Source organism: Polynucleobacter duraquae (assembly GCF_000973625.1).
Taxonomy (GTDB): Bacteria; Pseudomonadota; Gammaproteobacteria; order Burkholderiales; family Burkholderiaceae; genus Polynucleobacter; species Polynucleobacter duraquae.
This window is the reverse complement of record NZ_CP007501.1, coordinates 1,069,497-1,087,916: the sequence shown is the minus strand read 5'-3', so window position 1 is coordinate 1,087,916 and position 18,420 is coordinate 1,069,497. Positions and strand designations below refer to the sequence as shown.

19 protein-coding genes are annotated in these 18,420 nt (G+C 45.9%); all 19 read left to right on the top strand.

All coding sequences use genetic code 11. The features are described from left to right. Positions 1 to 17 precede the first annotated feature (17 nt). The 19 genes from CL55_RS05720 to CL55_RS05630 all read left to right on the top strand — a co-directional run bounded on the left by CL55_RS05720 (position 18) and on the right by CL55_RS05630 (position 18,405). Positions 18 to 722, top strand: coding sequence for a succinate dehydrogenase iron-sulfur subunit (locus CL55_RS05720; RefSeq protein ID WP_046330235.1), 705 nt, complete (start codon positions 18 to 20; stop codon positions 720 to 722). Next, entirely contained in the window at positions 719 to 988 is a 270-nt protein-coding gene (locus CL55_RS05715) for an FAD assembly factor SdhE (protein ID WP_046330234.1), read from the top strand. The genes CL55_RS05720 and CL55_RS05715 overlap by 4 nt, the downstream gene beginning before the upstream one ends. 82 nt (positions 989 to 1,070) lie before the next feature. Beyond that, the gene (gene gltA / locus CL55_RS05710; RefSeq protein WP_046330233.1) at positions 1,071 to 2,384 is read left to right on the top strand and encodes a citrate synthase; all 1,314 of its coding nucleotides are present in this window, start codon (positions 1,071 to 1,073) and stop codon (positions 2,382 to 2,384) included. A 20-nt stretch (positions 2,385 to 2,404) separates the two neighbouring features. Next, positions 2,405 to 3,814, top strand: coding sequence for a 3-isopropylmalate dehydratase large subunit (leuC, locus tag CL55_RS05705; protein WP_046330232.1), 1,410 nt, complete (start codon positions 2,405 to 2,407; stop codon positions 3,812 to 3,814). 33 nt (positions 3,815 to 3,847) lie between these two features. After that, a complete protein-coding gene (locus tag CL55_RS05700; protein WP_205621257.1) occupies positions 3,848 to 4,033 on the top strand; it encodes a hypothetical protein in 186 nt (61 codons plus the stop codon). Positions 4,034 to 4,060: 27 nt separating this feature from the next. Then, the gene (gene leuD / locus CL55_RS05695) at positions 4,061 to 4,708 is read left to right on the top strand and encodes a 3-isopropylmalate dehydratase small subunit (protein ID WP_046330230.1); all 648 of its coding nucleotides are present in this window, start codon (positions 4,061 to 4,063) and stop codon (positions 4,706 to 4,708) included. 24 nt (positions 4,709 to 4,732) lie between these two features. Further along, entirely contained in the window at positions 4,733 to 5,806 is a 1,074-nt protein-coding gene (gene leuB / locus CL55_RS05690) for a 3-isopropylmalate dehydrogenase (protein ID WP_046330229.1), read from the top strand. A 51-nt stretch (positions 5,807 to 5,857) separates the two neighbouring features. Further along, complete coding sequence (asd, locus tag CL55_RS05685; protein ID WP_046330228.1) at positions 5,858 to 7,021, top strand: aspartate-semialdehyde dehydrogenase; 1,164 nt, start codon at positions 5,858 to 5,860, stop codon at positions 7,019 to 7,021. Continuing rightward, positions 7,014 to 8,387 (top strand): FimV/HubP family polar landmark protein, encoded by a 1,374-nt coding sequence (locus CL55_RS05680; RefSeq protein WP_052728776.1) that lies wholly within the window; start codon positions 7,014 to 7,016, stop codon positions 8,385 to 8,387. The genes asd and CL55_RS05680 overlap by 8 nt, the downstream gene beginning before the upstream one ends. A gap of 3 nt (positions 8,388 to 8,390) precedes the next feature. Continuing rightward, on the top strand, positions 8,391 to 9,221 hold the full coding sequence (gene truA / locus CL55_RS05675; RefSeq protein ID WP_205621256.1) for a tRNA pseudouridine(38-40) synthase TruA: 831 nt from the start codon (positions 8,391 to 8,393) through the stop codon (positions 9,219 to 9,221). A gap of 40 nt (positions 9,222 to 9,261) precedes the next feature. Next, positions 9,262 to 9,936: a phosphoribosylanthranilate isomerase gene (locus CL55_RS05670; RefSeq protein ID WP_046330226.1), complete on the top strand. Its 675-nt coding sequence runs from the start codon at positions 9,262 to 9,264 to the stop codon at positions 9,934 to 9,936. A 31-nt stretch (positions 9,937 to 9,967) separates the two neighbouring features. Continuing rightward, positions 9,968 to 11,161 carry a tryptophan synthase subunit beta gene (gene trpB, locus CL55_RS05665; protein ID WP_046330225.1) on the top strand — a complete coding sequence of 398 codons (1,194 nt, stop codon included), beginning with the start codon at positions 9,968 to 9,970 and terminating at the stop codon, positions 11,159 to 11,161. Between the two features lie 47 nt (positions 11,162 to 11,208). Beyond that, entirely contained in the window at positions 11,209 to 12,006 is a 798-nt protein-coding gene (gene trpA / locus CL55_RS05660) for a tryptophan synthase subunit alpha (protein WP_046330224.1), read from the top strand. Between the two features lie 22 nt (positions 12,007 to 12,028). Next, entirely contained in the window at positions 12,029 to 12,916 is an 888-nt protein-coding gene (accD, locus tag CL55_RS05655) for an acetyl-CoA carboxylase, carboxyltransferase subunit beta (protein ID WP_046330223.1), read from the top strand. A gap of 5 nt (positions 12,917 to 12,921) precedes the next feature. After that, positions 12,922 to 14,247 carry a bifunctional tetrahydrofolate synthase/dihydrofolate synthase gene (gene folC, locus CL55_RS05650; RefSeq protein ID WP_205621255.1) on the top strand — a complete coding sequence of 442 codons (1,326 nt, stop codon included), beginning with the start codon at positions 12,922 to 12,924 and terminating at the stop codon, positions 14,245 to 14,247. A 3-nt stretch (positions 14,248 to 14,250) separates the two neighbouring features. Next, the gene (locus CL55_RS05645; RefSeq protein ID WP_046330222.1) at positions 14,251 to 15,018 is read left to right on the top strand and encodes an SPOR domain-containing protein; all 768 of its coding nucleotides are present in this window, start codon (positions 14,251 to 14,253) and stop codon (positions 15,016 to 15,018) included. Next, a complete protein-coding gene (locus CL55_RS05640; protein ID WP_046330221.1) occupies positions 15,018 to 15,584 on the top strand; it encodes a CvpA family protein in 567 nt (188 codons plus the stop codon). The genes CL55_RS05645 and CL55_RS05640 overlap by 1 nt, the downstream gene beginning before the upstream one ends. 4 nt (positions 15,585 to 15,588) lie before the next feature. Continuing rightward, complete coding sequence (gene purF / locus CL55_RS05635) at positions 15,589 to 17,127, top strand: amidophosphoribosyltransferase (protein WP_046330220.1); 1,539 nt, start codon at positions 15,589 to 15,591, stop codon at positions 17,125 to 17,127. Positions 17,128 to 17,196: 69 nt separating this feature from the next. Further along, positions 17,197 to 18,405 carry an O-succinylhomoserine sulfhydrylase gene (locus tag CL55_RS05630; protein WP_046330219.1) on the top strand — a complete coding sequence of 403 codons (1,209 nt, stop codon included), beginning with the start codon at positions 17,197 to 17,199 and terminating at the stop codon, positions 18,403 to 18,405. Positions 18,406 to 18,420: the final 15 nt, after the last annotated feature.

Below are 18,420 nucleotides of genomic sequence, written 5' to 3'. Positions count from 1 at the left end.
GCGAAGAGAAATTAAAAATGAGTGATATTCGTGTATTTGAAATTTACCGCTACGATCCAGATGTCGATGCTGCGCCACGTATGGAGCGCTACGAGCTTGAGTTAACTGGTGAGCGTATGTTGTTGGATGCCTTGATTTCTTTAAAGAAACAAGATGAAAGCATCTCCTATCGCCGCTCATGTCGTGAAGGTGTTTGTGGCTCAGATGCTATGAACATTAATGGTAAGAATGGATTGGCATGTTTGACCAATATGTTGACCTTGCCTGAAGTCATTACATTACGCCCATTACCTGGTTTGCCAGTGGTGCGTGATTTGATTGTGGATATGACTTTGTTCTTTAAGCAATATCTCTCTATCAAGCCTTACTTAGTTAATGACAATCCATTCCCAGAGAAAGAGCGTCTTCAGAGCCCTGAAGAGCGTGAAGAGTTGAATGGTTTATATGAGTGCATCTTGTGTGCCTCCTGCTCAACTTCATGCCCATCTTTCTGGTGGAATCCAGATAAGTTTGTTGGCCCAGCGGGTTTGCTCCAAGCTTATCGTTTTATTGCAGATAGCCGGGATGAGGACACAGCGCAGCGTTTAGACAATTTGGAAGACCCATACCGTTTATTCCGCTGTCATACCATCATGAACTGCGTGGACGTTTGTCCTAAGCATCTCAATCCGACCAAGGCAATTGGAAAGATCAAGGAATTGATGGTACGTAGGGCGGTATGACCCTCAGTAATGCAGAGTTATATCGTTTAAAGAGTGATGCCCGCAGGGGTTTGCTTGAAAATGATCTGATTCTGCAGCGTTTTTTTGAGCGCTATGGCTCTCAATTAAGCGTAGAGGATGGAAAAGTATTGAGCCAGTTATTTGCTTTAGAAGACAATGACTTGATGGATCTCTTAATTGGTCGCAGGGATTCTGTGGCGGGATTGGAAAAAGAGTCTCAAGAAGATTCTTTTAAGGCAGTTTTACAAAAGCTGAGACAGAAATAATTCAGCATGGTGTTGCAGTTGTAGTTTAGATGCGTGATCACATAATGTAGTAATCATCAATTTGAATGACTAAGGATTAGAAATGATTGAATCGGACATCAAGGCAAAATTATCGTTTTCGGACGGCACACCAGATATCGACTTGCCAATTTATAAAGGCACCGTTGGTCCCGATGTAATTGATATTCGTAAACTTTACGGTCAAACCGGCAAGTTCACTTACGATTCAGGTTTTTTATCTACCGCTTCTTGTAATAGCAAAATCACTTACATCGACGGTGATAAAGGTGAGTTGCTCTATCGCGGTTATCCCATTGAAGATCTTGCGCATAATTGCGACTTCTTGGAGGTTTGCTATTTGCTAATTAATGGTGAGCTACCTAATGCTACCAAGAAAAAAGATTTTGAGGAATTGGTAACACACCACACGATGGTTCACGAGCAAATGCAATTCTTCTTGCGCGGTTTCCGGCGTGATGCGCACCCAATGTCTGTATTGACTGGCTTAGTTGGTGCGATGGCGGCTTTTTACCATGACGCAATTGATTATAGTCAGAATAAGGCACGCGAAATTGCTCAGATTCGTCTGATTGCTAAGATGCCAACCTTGGTTGCAATGTCTTACAAGTATTCTGTAGGGCAGCCATTTATCTACCCTGACAACTCTTTGTCATACACAGCCAACTTCATGCGCATGATGTTTGCAACTCCTTGTGAAGAGTACAAGGTCAATCCAGTCTTAGTACGTGCTTTGGATCGCATCTTTATCCTGCATGCCGACCACGAACAAAATGCGTCTACTTCAACAGTGCGTTTGTGTGGCTCCTCCGGTACTAATCCATTCGCTGCCATCTCTGCTGGTATTGCCTGTCTGTGGGGACCGGCTCACGGTGGAGCAAACGAAGCTTGCTTAGAGATGTTGAATGAAATTCAGGCTAATGGCGGTGTGGATAAGATTCATGACTTCATTGCTCAAGTCAAAGATAAGAACTCTAGCGTTCGCTTGATGGGCTTTGGTCATCGGGTTTACAAAAACTTTGACCCACGTGCAAAACTGATGCGTGAAACCTGCCATGAAGTATTGAAAGAACTGGGTCTGGAAAATGATCCATTGTTCAAGCTAGCCATGACTCTTGAAAAGATTGCCCTGGAAGATGAATATTTTGTCAGCCGTAAGCTTTATCCAAACGTAGACTTCTACTCTGGTATTGTTCAGCGTGCTTTGGGTATCCCAACTGAAATGTTTACTTGTGTATTTGCTTTGGCGAGAACAGTGGGTTGGATTGCTCAGTGGGAAGAAATGATTACTGATCCTGAGTATAAAATTGGCCGTCCACGTCAGTTATATGTTGGAGAAACTTCACGCAAGGTTCCCAACATCTCTGTTCGTAAATAAAAAAGTATTCGAGGGTATTCATGTCACGCACGCTTTACGATAAATTGTGGGATGACCATGTCGTCTATTCCGAAGAAGATGGCACGGCCACGATTTACATAGATCGTCAGTTATTGCATGAAGTAACCAGCCCTCAGGCTTTTGAAGGACTCAATTTAGCGGGCCGTCCAGTGTGGCGAATCTCAGCGAATTTGGCTGTTTCGGATCACAATGTTCCCACAACAGATCGCTCCGAAGGAATCGCTGATCCGATATCGAAGTTACAAGTAGATACGCTTGATCAAAACTGCGACGCCTTTGGTATTACGCAATACAAAATGAACGATACCCGCCAAGGGATTGTTCACGTCATTGGACCAGAGCAGGGCGCAACCTTACCTGGTATGACGGTGGTCTGTGGTGATTCGCATACCAGTACGCATGGCGCTTTTGGTGCGCTAGCTTTTGGTATTGGGACATCTGAAGTTGAGCATGTTTTAGCCACCCAAACTTTGCTGATGAAAAAAAGCAAGAACATGTTGGTTAAGGTTGATGGACGTCTACAACCAGGTTCTACTGCGAAAGATATTGTCCTTGCCGTAATTGGTAAGATCGGCACTGCAGGTGGAACTGGATACACCATTGAGTTTGCTGGTGAGGCTATTCGCAACCTTTCCATGGAAGGTCGGATGACTGTTTGTAATATGGCCATTGAAGCTGGTGCTCGTGCGGGACTTGTGGCCGTTGATGAAACCACAATCGAATATATCCAAGGTAGACCTTACGCCCCCAAAGGCGAGGCTTTGCGACATGCGCTGCAATACTGGCGTACCTTGCATTCAGATTCAGATGCACAGTTTGATGCGGTAGTTGAGCTACGCGCAGAAGAAATTGCCCCTCAAGTAACTTGGGGAACTTCTCCGGAAATGGTTTTAGCTATTAGTGATCGCGTTCCCGATCCTGAAAAAGAGCGTGATGGTAACAAGCGTTCTGCAATGGAGCGTGCGCTTGAATACATGGGTCTCGTTCCCAACACACCATTAAGCAATATCTCTATTGATAAAGTGTTCATTGGATCTTGTACCAATAGTCGTATTGAAGATATTCGTGCTGCTGCCAAGGTAGTTGATCGTCTCGGTAAGAAGGTGGCTGCTAATGTGAAGTTGGCATTAGTAGTTCCTGGTTCCGGATTGGTAAAAGCCCAAGCTGAGCGCGAAGGTTTAGATCGGGTATTTAAAGCTGCTGGCTTTGAGTGGCGCGAGCCTGGCTGCTCTATGTGTTTGGCAATGAACGCAGATCGCCTTGAGCCCGGTGAGCGTTGTGCATCTACATCCAATCGCAACTTTGAAGGTCGCCAAGGTAATGGCGGAAGAACGCACTTAGTGAGTCCTGCGATGGCTGCTGCTGCAGCGATTGAAGGGCATTTTGTTGATGTTCGTAAGATTTCATAAGGAGTTACAGTGTTTAAATGGCCTTCTTTCACAATGATTAAAAAATTGACGATAGTTGCTGTTATCGGCATCATCCTGTCTGCTTGCGCAAATACAATGGAAGGTGTTGGTAAAGATCTCCAAACCATGGGTAACTCTATGGGCGGAAGCAAAAATTCCAACACAAGCAATCAGTCCCAAACTCAAGGGAAAGATGTTGTTGTGACGCCAGTAAAGTAAGTTCACAGCAATCATCACAAAAATATTATGGAAAAATTTACGGTATACAAAGGCTTGGTAGCCCCGCTGAATCGCGAAAATGTGGATACCGATGCCATCATTCCCAAACAGTTCTTAAAATCAATTAAGAAAACGGGTTTTGGCCAGAATTTGTTTGATGAATGGCGTTATTTGGATCATGGTGAGCCTGGTCAAGATTGCAGCGCTCGCCCAATCAATCCAGATTTTGTTTTAAATCAACCGCGCTATAAAGATGCTGGTATTTTGCTGGCCCGGAAGAACTTTGGCTGTGGCAGCTCTCGTGAGCATGCACCTTGGGCTTTAGATCAGTATGGCTTTAGAGCGGTCATTGCTCCTAGTTTTGCTGATATATTTCACAATAATTGCTTTAAAAACGGCCTTTTACCGATTGTTCTCTCGGAGTTACAGGTAGACCATTTATTTAACGAAACTTTGGCTTTTAGTGGCTATCAGCTCACAATTGACCTAGAGGCCCAGCAAGTCATCCTGCCTGATGGAACCGCTTACAGCTTTGATGTGGCGCCATTTAGAAAGCATTGCCTGCTGAACGGCTTAGACGATATTGGCTTAACCCTGCAACATGCAGATAAAATCAAGGCTTACGAAGCTGAGCGCATTCTGAAGATGCCTTGGCTTGCTACACAACTGCCGTAGTTTTAAAGAGTTAAAGGCCTTTTCATGAAAATTGCAGTCCTACCGGGCGATGGTATCGGCCCGGAAATCGTTGCTGAAGCCGTCAAGGTGCTAAACGCGCTTGGTCCTCAATTTGACCTAGAGACAGCACCTGTTGGCGGTGCTGCTTATGATGTCGCTGGACATCCATTGCCGCCTGCAACTTTAGAGCTTGCTAAAAAAGCAGATGCTATTTTGTTTGGTGCTGTGGGCGACTGGAAATATGACGGCTTGGCTCGTGAACTCCGTCCAGAGCAAGCCATCTTAGGTTTGCGCAAGCATCTTGAGCTGTTTGCAAACTTCAGACCTGCTATTTGCTATGACGAGCTTACCGCTGCATCCAGCTTAAAGCCTGAAATTGTTAGCGGTCTAGATATATTGATTATTCGTGAACTGAACGGCGATATCTACTTTGGTCAGCCACGTGGTATCCGCACATCTGAATTGCCTTTATTTAAGGGTGCCCGTGAAGGTTTCGACATGATGCACTACAGCGAACCTGAAGTAGAGCGTATTGGCCGTGTCGCTTTTGAAGCGGCTCGTAAGCGTGGCAAAAAGGTGTGCAGCGTGGATAAGGCCAACGTCTTAGAGACTTCACAGTTGTGGCGCGATGTCATGATTCGTGTTGGCAAAGATTATCCTGATGTTGAGTTAACGCATATGTATGTTGATAACGCTGCTATGCAATTAGTGAAGGCGCCCAAAGCATTTGATGTGGTGGTGACTGGTAACTTGTTTGGCGATATTCTTTCAGATGAAGCTTCGATGTTGACTGGCTCAATTGGTATGTTGCCATCTGCTTCATTGGATAAAAATAATAAAGGCTTGTACGAGCCAAGCCATGGCTCAGCACCCGATATCGCGGGTAAGGGTATTGCCAATCCATTGGCAACGATTCTTTCTGCAGCAATGATGTTGCGTTACTCATTGGGTTTGCCTGCAGAAGCAGATCGTATCGAAGCGGCAGTCCAACAGGTTTTATCTCAAGGTTTACGTACCGCCGATATCTATACCGAAGGTACAAAAAAAGTTTCTACCATTGAAATGGGTAATGCCGTGGTTGCCGCCCTTGCAAAATAAGAATTGCTTATATTAAAAATATTTCATCACACTGAATAGATATTGCTCATCATGTCAAATACAAAAACACCTTTAGTCGGCTTAGTTGGATGGCGGGGTATGGTTGGTAGCGTTCTCATGGAGAGAATGTTGGCTGAAAAAGATTTTGATCTGATTGAGCCTGTATTTTTTAGTACCAGCCAGGCTGGTGGTGAAGTGCCACTCTTAAATGGTCAAAAAGTGACTCAGAGTGAAAATACTTTGCTCGATGCAAATGATATCAAAGCACTAATGCGTTGCGACATTATTTTGACCTGTCAGGGTGGTGACTACACCAATGAGATTTTTCCTCAACTGCGTGCTGCTGGTTGGCAGGGTCACTGGATTGATGCCGCTAGTGCTTTGCGCATGAAGGATGATGCGGTCTTGATTTTAGATCCAGTGAATCGTCCAGTGATTGATAAGGCGCTGGCTGCTGGCGGAAAAAACTGGATTGGTAGTAACTGCACAGTCAGCTTAATGATGATGGCTATGGGTGGTTTGGTTAAGGCTGATATGGTCGAGTGGATTAGTGCTATGACCTACCAGGCAGCTTCAGGTGCTGGCGCCCAAAATATGCGTGAACTGTTATTGCAAATGGGCGCATTGCGCGATAGCGTAGCCACTGAATTAGCTGATCCTTCTTCTTGGATTCTGGATATTGATCGCAAAATCACTGAGACATTACGTTCATCTGATTTTCCAAAGAAAAACTTCCGCAATACTCCTCTAGCGGGTAGCCTGATTCCTTGGATTGACGTTCCCGTCGAGAACGGTCAAACCAAAGAAGAGTGGAAGGGCGGAGCTGAATTTAATAAGATCTTGGGTCGACCTGCGTTTAGAACCCCGGGTAGCATTCCTATTGATGGTTTATGTGTTCGTGTTGGTGCGATGCGCTGCCACTCACAAGGCCTCACCGTCAAACTCAAAAAAGATATTCCGCTTAAAGAGATTGAGGCCATATTGGCCAATGACAATCAATGGGTCAAGGTGGTCCCAAATGATCGCGAGATTACTGAGCGTGAACTATCTCCAGCCGCTGTTAGCGGCACATTGACGGTACCTATCGGACGATTGCATAAGATGGCGATGGGTCCTGAATATCTTGGTGCTTTCACTGTGGGTGATCAACTTTTGTGGGGTGCTGCTGAGCCCTTACGTCGAATGTTAAGAATTCTATTGGATAGCAATGCCTAATACTCAGATGCTGAAATTTATCTTTGCTAGTTTTATTGGCATTGCACTATCAACTAGTGTTTTTGCCGTGTCATTAGGCAAGGCAAATTTAGTATCTAATCCTGGCGAAAGTCTTCGGATTGAGGTGCCTATCGAGCTAGCCTCAGATGAGCAAGCTCTTTTAACCACTTTATCTGCATCAATACCATCGGCAAGCGCTTATGAGCGGCTCGGTATTTCACCTAAAATTTTGGACTTCAATGCCCAAGTGATGGTGTACCGATCAAAGGATGGGCGCTTGATGGTTTTGGTGGAAACGGTAAAAGCTGTACCGATCTCTGAGGATATCTTCGTAGATTTATTGCTCACCTTAAATTGGTCAACAGGTTCAATCACTAGGATATATACATTTTTGAATGGCGCTTTACCTAAGTTTATTGTGGAGCCTGGGCAAACTCTGTCTTCGATTGCCTCACAGATGGATCCAGCTTCACCCGAGTTTTCGATCGATCAGAAAATGATGGCTTTGTATCAAGCTAATCCAGATGCTTTTGCGGGTGGCAATATTAATCGTTTGCGCGCTGGGTCAGAGCTCTTGATTCCTGATCCTGCCGCAGTGCAAGCGATTGATTCTAAGGTTGCTAAGGACTTTGTAGACTCGGCGGCGCAAAAATGGACTGAGAAAAAGAGTGACCTAGCTAGTGTAGAAGTGAGCGTTGATGATGTTGTTAAGTCTGAAAATCGTTTAAAGATCGGCTCTAGTGGAGACCGAGATGCGGATAACAAGCGCATTACAGAAGAAATAGTCGCACAAGAAAAAATTCTTGAACAAACTAATGCTAGAGCACAAGAGTTAGAGAAGAATATTTCAGACTTAAAAAAATTATTAGCTGAATCTCAAGGCGTCCCAGAGGTACTTGACTCTGGAAAGAGCGGATTTAATGTAAAGACAGCTTTTCTTGGCTTGCTCGCTTTTGTTTTGATCACAGGACTTTTGATTTGGTTTTTTGTTAATAATTCTCGTAAAACTGCTTTATCTCCTGTTCATGCTCGTGACTACCCAGTTGAAGGCGAGCAGAAGCAATCTCCAGCACCCGATCATCATAGAAGTGATCATGCTCACCATGAGGGTATGTCCGATAAAGCCAAGGCATTATTTGGGAGCATTAATCTGGATTTACCGGTTGCCAAGCCTTCCACATCAGATCTGACGCCTGATGAGCTTAGGGTGAGATTAAACCTAGCCCGAGCCTACATCACGATTGAAGATTTTTCTGCAGCCAAGAAGTCACTTGAAGAGATTGTGCATATTGGTGCATCAATTGACCCTGAAATCGTGGTTGAAGCGCAAGGTGTTTTAACTGAGCTTCCGCATACCAATAGCTAAACTTTGATGCGCATTGCCCTGGGACTTCAGTATGACGGCAGTGCTTTTTCTGGTTGGCAGACACAGGTCAATCAGCCCACTATTCAGGATGAATTAGAGAGAGCTATTACCTCGTTTGTTGGTAATGATACCCAGAACTCTCATCCTATTCGTGTTGTCACTGCTGGTCGAACCGATGCCGGCGTTCATGCATTAGGTCAAGTTGTTCACTTTGATGTTGAGGTTGAGCGAGATGACTGGTCTTGGGTGAGGGGCGTTAATGCATTCCTGCCAGAGTCCATTGTGATCAATTGGGCTCAAGCAGTTGCGAATGAATTTAGTGCTCGCTATTCTGCTTACGAGCGTACTTATATCTATGCATTGCATGCAGGGCCTTGCCGCTCTCCCATGGCTGCTGATCGCGCTGGTTATGTGATGCTTCCAGCAGATCGCTGGTTTGATATCGATGCGATGAGATCCGCAGCCAAATGCTTGATTGGTGAGCATGATTTCACTTCTTTTCGTTCCTCAGAATGTCAAAGTAAGACTCCAGTGAAGACGATATTTTCCATCGAAATTTTCTCGAATGAACCCTGGCTGTATTTTAGGATCACAGGAAATGCCTTCTTGCATCACATGGTTCGTAATTTAGTGGGGAGCTTTATCCAAATTGGCGTAGGCAAACAATCAGCTCATTGGATGGCCGAAGTTTTGGCCACAAAAAATCGTAGTGTTGCAGCCCCCACGTTTTCACCTGCAGGCCTCTATTTAGCAAAAATTGCCTACCCAGAGGAATTTAATATCCCCAAACCCTGGCTTTCAAGCTCTTGGTTGCCTAAGGCGATTTTTGTATAAATATGTCTTTAAGAGCTCAAGACCCTTATCATTTCCTCTTATGGGCTTAATAACAAACTCTCCAGGCCGAACTAGGGTCAAAATCTGTGGTCTCAAGACGCCGGGTGATGTCGACGCTGCTATAGCCTCTGGTGTTGATGCCCTTGGTTTCGTGTTTTACCCCCCTAGTCCTAGGGCCGTTACTCCCAATATCGCTGCCGCATTGATTTCTAGGCTTCCAGCAGGGGTTGATGCGGTTGGATTGGTTGTGAATGCTACCGATGCTGAATTTGAGGCTATTAGGGCTGCGGCCCCGATCACTTTGTGGCAGTTTCACGGGGACGAGTCTCCTGAGGAGTGCCAACGCCTAGCTGCAGGTCAGCCCTGGATGAAAGCTGCCCGTGTTGGGTCAGCCTTCGCGTTTGATGATTTTTCCCTACAATATAGGCAAGCAAATGCTCTTTTGCTCGATGCGCTCGTTGAGGGCTATGGAGGAGGGGGCGTTCCTTTTGATTGGTCAGGAATTCCACAAGCATGGATAAGCGCAAACGCGCCTCGGGTCGTTTTGAGTGGTGGATTGAACGTTCACAACGTGGGCGAAGCTATTGCTCGTCTACATCCTTGCGCGGTTGACGTCTCTAGTGGCGTAGAAATCAGCAAAGGTGTAAAAGACCACGCCTTGATGAAAGAGTTTATCGAGGCAGTGCGTGCAGCAGATGCAAGCACGCTAACCTAATCATTTGCTGTAACTAATAAAAGAGGTATTTATGTACGATAAGCCAGATGCACGGGGACACTTTGGTCCTTACGGTGGCGTATTTGTTTCTGAGACGCTGATGTTTGCTTTGGATGAGCTCAAGGCAGCTTATGCAAAATATCAATACGATCCTGAATTCTTAGAAGAATTTCATTATGAGCTCAAGCATTTTGTAGGTCGTCCATCACCGGTCTATCACGCTAAACGTTGGAGTGAAATGTTAGGCGGCGCGCAAATTTATCTGAAGCGTGAAGATTTGAATCACACTGGCGCACACAAAATTAACAATGTGATCGGTCAAGCTATGTTGGCTAAGCGCATGGGTAAGCCTCGCATTATTGCTGAGACTGGAGCAGGGCAGCACGGTGTCGCTACTGCAACTATTTGCGCTCGTTTTGGATTAGATTGCACTGTGTATCAAGGTTCTGTTGACGTAGCGCGTCAAGCGCAAAATGTGTTCCGTATGAAATTGCTTGGCGCAAAAGTCGTGCCTGTTGAATCTGGAACGAAGACGCTAAAGGATGCCTTAAATGAAGCCATGCGTGACTGGGTTACGAATGTGGAAGATACCTTCTACATTATTGGCACTGTCGCTGGACCACATCCGTACCCAATGATGGTCAGAGACTTTCAAAGTGTGATCGGGGAAGAGTGCAAAATACAAATGCCGGTCATGACTGGGCGTCAGCCTGACTATGTCATGGCTTGTGTTGGCGGCGGTTCCAATGCAATGGGTATTTTCTATCCTTACATTGATTTCCCAGAAGTAAAATTAATTGGAGTTGAAGCTGCAGGTCATGGCCTCAATAGTGGCCTTCACTCAGCAGCCCTTTGTGTTGGAAAGCCAGGCGTATTGCACGGCAATCGTACCTATCTTTTGCAAGATGAAAATGGACAGATATCAGAAACGCATTCGGTTTCTGCTGGCATGGATTACCCTGGCGTTGGTCCTGAGCATGCGTGGTTAAAGGACTCTGGTCGCGCTGACTATGTGGCGATAACTGATGAAGAAGCATTGAAGGCTTTTCATGACTGTTGCCAGATTGAAGGAATTATTCCTGCCCTAGAATCTGCTCATGCGATTGCATATGCATGCAAATTAGCGGCTACGCTACCTAAAGATAAAACGATCTTGGTTAACTTATCTGGTCGAGGTGACAAGGATATGCATACCGTTGCACAAGCTACTGGTTCTGAGGGCTGATGCATAGCTCATCACTAGGTCACATACAAAAATAGATACGAATTTCCATGTCAAAAATTACAGCACTCTTTAATGAACTAAAAGCTAGCGGAAAAAAAGGCTTAATCCCTTTTATTACTGCTGGTGATCCCGATCCCAAACTCACTGTTGAATTAATGCACGCATTAGTTCGTGGTGGCTCTAATGTCATTGAGCTTGGAGTGCCATTTTCTGACCCAATGGCTGACGGACCTGTTATTCAACGCTCTTCTGAAAGAGCGCTGACACAAGGTGTTACTCTGCGTGGTTGCTTAGAAATGGTGAAAGAGTTTCGTAAAGCCGATACCGCCACACCAGTCGTTTTAATGGGCTACGCTAATCCAGTCGAACAGATGGGAGCGGAGCGCTTTGCAACGGAAGCTAAAGCTGCCGGCGTTGATGGTGTTTTGATCGTGGACTATCCTCCAGAGGAGTGCGTTGATTTTGCTAATCAAATGAGGGCAGCGGGCGTCGATCCAATTTTTCTATTGGCTCCCACTTCATCACCAGAGCGTATAAAGGATGCAGCGAAAATAGCTTCTGGTTATATCTACTATGTCTCTATGCGCGGAGTAACTGGTGCATCTCATCTGAATACTCAGGATGTGGCCAGCATTATTCCTAAAATTCGTGAGGCTACGTCAATTCCGATCGCAGTGGGTTTTGGTATTAATGACGCTGAAAGTGCCCGTGCGGTATCAAAAACCGCTGATGCGGTGGTGATTGGTAGTCGAATTATTCGCCTTTTAGAGGATTCTGCCCCCGGCCAAGCGGTACAATCACTCGAAACTTTCATTCGTGAAATTCGCGTCGCTTTAGATAGTTAATGCACTGGATAGTTAAATACTGATGAGCTGGATCGATAAATTACTACCCCCGCAAATCCAACATACGGATCCTGCTAATCGCAAGTCTGTTCCTGAGGGACTTTGGGTTAAGTGTCCCAGCTGTGAAACCGTACTCTATAGCACCGATATCGAAGCAAATTTATCGGTTTGTCCCAAATGTAGTCATCACATGCGCATTGTCGCCCGTCAGCGCCTCGATAGTCTTTTAGACCCAAAGGGTCGCTATGAAATTGGCGCTGATATTTATCCAGTCGATCCACTCAAATTTAAAGATTCCAAAAAGTACCCTGATCGCTTAAAAGAAGCTAGTGACGCTTCTGGCGAAACCGAGGCCTTAATTGTTCTTGGCGGAAAAATTGAGAGCATTCCAGTAGTTACGGCCTGCTTTGAATTCCAATATATGGGTGGCTCAATGGGTTCGGTAGTAGGTGAGCGTTTTGCTCGCGGCGTACAGGAAGCCATTGCTAAGAAGTGCGCCTTTATTTGTGTTACCGCTACTGGCGGTGCACGCATGCAAGAGAGCTTACTGTCTCTTTTTCAAATGGCTAAGACCAACTCGATGCTCACTTTGCTCTCTAAAAAAGGTTTGCCCTATATCAGTGTCTTAACAGACCCAACCATGGGTGGAATTTCTGCTAGCTTTGCGTTTATGGGTGATGTTGTCATGGCTGAACCAAAAGCCTTAATTGGCTTTGCAGGACCGCGCGTGATCGAGCAAACCGTGCGTGAAAAATTACCAGAAGGTTTTCAGCGCTCTGAGTTTTTGATGCAAAAGGGCGGCATCGACATGATCGTTGATCGTCGGCAGATGCGCGGAGAGATTGCCCGTTTATTGGCCTTGCTACAGCAACTCCCTGAGCCTGCGATTGCGGGTAGCGCAGCTGTATAAAGCGCTTGAATCTCGCCCTCCAAACCCCTATCCTTTTTTCTAGCTTAACGGCTTGGCTTAGTCACCTCGAAACATCCCATCCTGTTGGTATCGATATGGGCCTTGCACGCATCAATCGTGTTAGAGATGCCCTAGGCCTTCACTTCGATTGCCCGGTGATTACCGTAGCTGGCACCAATGGCAAAGGTTCTACTTGCGCCTATCTTGAGACTATTTTGCTGGCGTCTGGCTACAAGGTGGGTTGCCATATGTCCCCACACTTACTCGTCTTTAACGAGCGTGCTCGCGTTAATGGTGAAGAGGTAAAAGATGATCTTTTGCTAGAGCATTTTGCAGCTGTTGAAAAAGTTCGCGTCAGCTTAGTAGATGCGCCAACCTTAACGTATTTTGAGTTCACCACCTTGGCGATCATGCATTTATTTTCCAAGGCTCAACTAGATGCAGTAGTGCTTGAAGTTGGTATGGGTGGTCGCTTGGATGCGGTCAATATTATTGATGCAGATTGTGCAATCGTCACGAGTATTGATATCGACCATGCCGATTTTTTGGGTGGCACACGTGAGGCAATTGGTTTTGAAAAAGCAGGTATTTTCCGAGCTGGCGGTATTGCAGTTTGTGGAGATCCAGTGCCCCCACAAACTTTGATTGATCACGCTGAAAAACTCGGCTGTGATTTATGGCTACAGGGCCGTGACTATAACTTTCAGGGTGATAAGCAGCAGTGGGGTTGGGCAGGGCGTCAAAAACGCTTCAGCGGCTTAGGCTACCCTGCATTACGTGGTGCCAATCAAATTCTGAATGCCTCCGCCGTGATTGCTGCATTAATGGCTTTGCATCAACGACTGCCAGTTAGCGCGCAGGATATTCGGAATGGCTTTGCTATGGTGGAGCTGCCAGGTCGTTTTCAGGTTCTACCAGGTCAGCCAACGATCGTTTTAGATGTTGCCCACAATCCCCATGCAGCAGCCACCTTGGGGCAAGGCTTGAATAAGATGGGTTACCACCCCTATACCTTTGCCATTTTTGGTGCAATGGCAGATAAGGATATTGCTGGGGTTATTAAGCCCTTATTGAATAGCGTGGACTTCTGGTTTTGCACAGATTTACCAACTCCACGCGCCGCTAGAGCGGCGGCGCTATCTGAGAAGTTGGTAGATCTGGGTGTGTCCGTTAAAAATGGGGAAGATGGTGGCATTGAATGCTTCCCAGATCCTGCTGCAGCGTATCAAAAAGCGCTTTCTAAGGCCGGTGAGGGTGATAGAATTGTCATCTTCGGATCCTTCTATACCGTTGCCGGAGTAATGGCATGCAGAAATAACCAGGCCCATTGATCCATGATTCGTTTACCGCAGCTTTTTAAGCGAAACTCTGAGACTGAAGACCTTGATCAGGCTTCGGTGAGGGGGCGTCGTACAGTCAATAAATTAGCCCCCCGTAGTTTTCAGCGCGCTCAAGAAAATGAAGAGCTTGCCTTTACAGAAGATCCAGATCAACAACGTGCCCGCCATCGCCTGATTGGTGCTGCTGTTCTAGTTTTAATTGCGGTAGTTGGCCTTCCTCGTATCTTGGACAACAAGCCTAAGTCTGTCAATAACGATATTGCTGTGAATATTGTGACTAGTCTTCCTGCCCCTAACGCTGCATTACCCGCAAACGATGAGAAGCTGAGGTCGGCTGCTACTGTTGAAGTGCCGGCGAAAGAAAAAGCGCCTTCGCCATCTAAAGAAGTGGTAACAAAAGTACCCCCCGCGGTAAGTAAAACAAACTCTATTAGCGGCTTGGCTGCCGGTGAAGAAGTCATCGTCGCGCCAGATTCAATCACTAAATCAAAAACTGAAGAAATTCCAAAAAAAGTGGGGCCTGGTAAATATGTCATTCAGGTTGGTGCTTTTGCATCAGAAGAGCGGGCTAAGGGCTGGATAGCGAAGATGAAGGATCAAAAGATTCCTAATTATGTTTTAAATAAAAACGGTGCAGACGGTGTAAAACTGTATTTATTAAGAGCAGGACCTTTTGCCGATAAGGATGCTGCTGAAGCTGCTGAGAAAAAAGTGAAAGCCATGGGCCTATCTCCAAGGCTAGTTGAGGTGGAAGCCCCTTAATGGAATATTTGTCCACCCTGAAGTTAACCACGGTGGATTACTTCACCCTGGTAGTGCTACTAGTTTCTGCATTGGTGGGGATTTCTCGAGGTCTTTTCAAAGAGGTGCTGGCACTAGCATCTTGGTTTGTAGCTGCTTGGGTTGCTTATCACTATACGAGTTACCTTTCTGTTGAATGGCTATCTACTTTTCATATGGATGAGTTACTGAGCTTAGGTGTGAGCTTCCTCATTCTATTTATTCTTACCTTGATTGTCTGTGGTTTGATCGGCAATGTGATTCAGAAGATTATTTTGTCTGCTGGATTGAGCATGACAGATCGATTTCTCGGTCTTGTATTTGGCTTAGCGCGTGGTGGTGTCGTTGTCGTAGTGTTGGCTACATTGGCGGCCTTGACTCCTATTCCTCAGAGCGTCGCATGGCAGAAGGCAATAACCCGACCAGCAATTGATATGGCAACTAGCTTAATTAAGGGTTGGTTGCCGGCAGACTGGGCAAAGCAATTAGGCAATGCAATGCCTAAAATTACACCCACCGTTACACCTTCATTAACAATAGGGATCTAGGCTTATGTGCGGCGTCGTCGGAACAGTTTCCCACTCCCCAGTGAATCAGCTCATTTATGACGCGTTGTTGTTGCTACAACATCGCGGTCAAGATGCTGCTGGCATGGCAACGATGAATGGCAATTCATTCACGATGCATAAAGCCAATGGTCTTGTGCGAGATGTATTTAGAACTCGCAATATGCGAAGTCTTGTAGGTAGTGCTGGCATTGGTCAAGTTCGTTATCCAACTGCTGGCTCAGCAAGCAGTGAGGAAGAGGCTCAACCGTTTTATGTCAGCGCTCCTTACGGCATTATTTTGGCCCATAACGGCAACCTGACTAATGCGGCTAGCCTGCGCGTAGAGATGGCTTATCGTGATCGTCGCCACATCAACACCAGTTCTGATACAGAGGTGTTGTTGAATGTATTGGCTGATGAGCTTCAAAAAGAAACTAATAGCGCTGCATTAGATGAGAGCGCGATGTTTAACGCTGTTACACAAGTCACTAAGCGTGTTAAAGGCTCTTACGCTGTAGTTTCTTTGATAGCTGGCTATGGCTTATTGGCATTTCGCGACCCGTTTGGAATTCGACCTCTCTGTATTGGTCGCATGGATACACCGAAGGGTCCAGAGTGGATGATTGCCTCTGAGTCTGTTGCACTTGATGGCCTTGGCTTTACCTTTGTTCGTGATGTCAATCCTGGCGAGGCAATTTATATTGATTTGGATGGCAATTTCTCTTCGCGTCAGTGCGTTGCTGATGCAGTTCTAACACCTTGCATTTTTGAATACGTTTACATGGCTCGTCCAGACTCCACAATTGATGGCGTGACTGTTTATAACGTGCGGATGCGCATGGGTGATTACCTTGCTGAAAAGATTCGTAAAGAAACGATTCCAGGCGAGATTGATGTTGTGATGCCGATCCCTGACTCTAGTCGTCCAGCGGCAATGCAGGTTGCTAAACGTCTAGGTGTAGATTACCGCGAAGGATTCTTCAAGAATCGCTATATTGGTAGAACCTTCATCATGCCAGGCCAAGCTGTGCGTAAAAAATCAGTCCGTCAGAAACTCAACGCCATGCGTATTGAGTTCAAAGATAAGACCGTCCTCATTGTGGATGACTCTATTGTTCGCGGTACAACCTCCTTTGAGATTGTGCAGATGGCACGAGAGTCTGGCGCTAAGAAAGTGATTTTTGCTTCTGCTGCGCCCCCTGTACGCTTCCCTAATGTGTATGGTATCGATATGCCAACTCGCAGTGAGTTGGTTGCCTATGGGCGCACTGATGAAGAGATCAACAAGATGATTGGCGCAGACCAATTAATCTATCAGAGCGTCGAAGATATGAAGCAGGCCGTGAAGGATATCAATCCCGAAATCCAGCATTTTGAGGCCTCTTGTTTTGATGGTCACTATATTACTGGCGATATCAATGAATCTTATTTAGATGCACTAGAAGCGGCTCGCAATACCTCCGAGGCCAAAGCTGACCGTCAACGCGATTCTAGTGACTTTGCCCGCTCTCAACTGCATTTGCATTTAGCGACAGAAGACTAAAAACAACGATCGAGTTCCTCGGGCGTGTGTGCCTGAGGCAATTCTGTAATTCGGTGTCAAAATAGCGGTATGAAGAGTAAACCAATCCGAAAAAAACCTGATTTCTCTAAACTTGCGCTTGAAACCTTAGCGGTTCGTGCAGGTACTCGCCGTACTGCCGAATACCAAGAGCACTCTGAGGCCATGTTCCTTACTTCAAGCTTTTGCTTTGATAGTGCAGAACTTGCAGCAGATGGCTTTGCTCATGCAGATCAGGGTTTTATTTATTCTCGTTTTACCAATCCTACTGTCAGCATGTTTCAGGATCGATTGGCTGCGCTAGAGGGTGGCGAAGCTTGTATTGCCACTTCCTCTGGTATGGCTGCTATTTTGACAATGGCAATGTCCCATCTTCAGGCCGGAGACCACGTTGTTTGCTCTCGCTCTGTGTTTGGTGCCACCATCCAATTATTTAGCACTATTCTGGGACGCTTTGGTATTACAACGACCTATGTGGATTTGTCGGACACCAAGGCTTGGCAAAATGCCGTCCAAGAAAATACCAAATTGTTTTACTTGGAAACACCATCCAATCCTTTAACTGAGATTGCTGATATCAAGGCTATCTCCAAAATAGCAAAGAAAGCTCAGGCACTATTTGCAGTTGATAACTGCTTTTGTACGCCGGCCTTGCAAAGACCTCTCTTATTAGGCGCTGATGTAGTGATTCATTCGGCAACCAAGTATTTGGATGGCCAAGGTCGTGTAGTTGGTGGCGCAATTGTGGGTAGCAATGATTTCATTATGGGCAAAGTATTTCCCTATGTACGTACTGCAGGCCCAACACTTTCAGCCTTCAATGCTTGGGTGTTCTTAAAAGGCTTGGAAACTCTAGAGTTGCGCATGAAGCAGCAGAGTCAAAATGCTCTAGAGATCGCTCAATGGTTAGAAAAACAGCCGGGTGTAGAGCGTGTTTACCATCCTGGTCTGAAGTCTCATCCTCAGCATGCGTTGGCTAAGCGCCAGCAAAAAGCAGGCGGCGCTATTTTGTCTTTCACACTGAAGGGTGGAAAAAAAGCGGCTTTCAAGTTAATCAATCAAACAAAGCTTTGCTCCATTACTGCAAACCTGGGGGACACTCGCACAACGATCACCCATCCTGCTACCACGACACATTGCCGAGTAAGCCCAGAGGCACGCAAAGCTGCAGGGATTACTGATGGCTTAGTCCGAATCGCGGTTGGACTTGAGAGCGTGGTGGATTTAAAGAGTGATCTCATTGGTGGATTGAAGAAGTAATCTAAATCAACTATC

Coding starts and splice junctions, on each gene's coding strand:
- CL55_RS05720 (WP_046330235.1), top strand. CDS start 18: ATGAGTGATATTCGTGTATTTGAAATTTACCGCTACGATCCAGATGTC.
- CL55_RS05715 (WP_046330234.1), top strand. CDS start 719: ATGACCCTCAGTAATGCAGAGTTATATCGTTTAAAGAGTGATGCCCGC.
- gltA (WP_046330233.1), top strand. CDS start 1,071: ATGATTGAATCGGACATCAAGGCAAAATTATCGTTTTCGGACGGCACA.
- leuC (WP_046330232.1), top strand. CDS start 2,405: ATGTCACGCACGCTTTACGATAAATTGTGGGATGACCATGTCGTCTAT.
- CL55_RS05700 (WP_205621257.1), top strand. CDS start 3,848: ATGATTAAAAAATTGACGATAGTTGCTGTTATCGGCATCATCCTGTCT.
- leuD (WP_046330230.1), top strand. CDS start 4,061: ATGGAAAAATTTACGGTATACAAAGGCTTGGTAGCCCCGCTGAATCGC.
- leuB (WP_046330229.1), top strand. CDS start 4,733: ATGAAAATTGCAGTCCTACCGGGCGATGGTATCGGCCCGGAAATCGTT.
- asd (WP_046330228.1), top strand. CDS start 5,858: ATGTCAAATACAAAAACACCTTTAGTCGGCTTAGTTGGATGGCGGGGT.
- CL55_RS05680 (WP_052728776.1), top strand. CDS start 7,014: ATGCCTAATACTCAGATGCTGAAATTTATCTTTGCTAGTTTTATTGGC.
- CL55_RS05670 (WP_046330226.1), top strand. CDS start 9,262: ATGGGCTTAATAACAAACTCTCCAGGCCGAACTAGGGTCAAAATCTGT.
- trpB (WP_046330225.1), top strand. CDS start 9,968: ATGTACGATAAGCCAGATGCACGGGGACACTTTGGTCCTTACGGTGGC.
- trpA (WP_046330224.1), top strand. CDS start 11,209: ATGTCAAAAATTACAGCACTCTTTAATGAACTAAAAGCTAGCGGAAAA.
- accD (WP_046330223.1), top strand. CDS start 12,029: ATGAGCTGGATCGATAAATTACTACCCCCGCAAATCCAACATACGGAT.
- CL55_RS05645 (WP_046330222.1), top strand. CDS start 14,251: ATGATTCGTTTACCGCAGCTTTTTAAGCGAAACTCTGAGACTGAAGAC.
- CL55_RS05640 (WP_046330221.1), top strand. CDS start 15,018: ATGGAATATTTGTCCACCCTGAAGTTAACCACGGTGGATTACTTCACC.
- purF (WP_046330220.1), top strand. CDS start 15,589: ATGTGCGGCGTCGTCGGAACAGTTTCCCACTCCCCAGTGAATCAGCTC.
- CL55_RS05630 (WP_046330219.1), top strand. CDS start 17,197: ATGAAGAGTAAACCAATCCGAAAAAAACCTGATTTCTCTAAACTTGCG.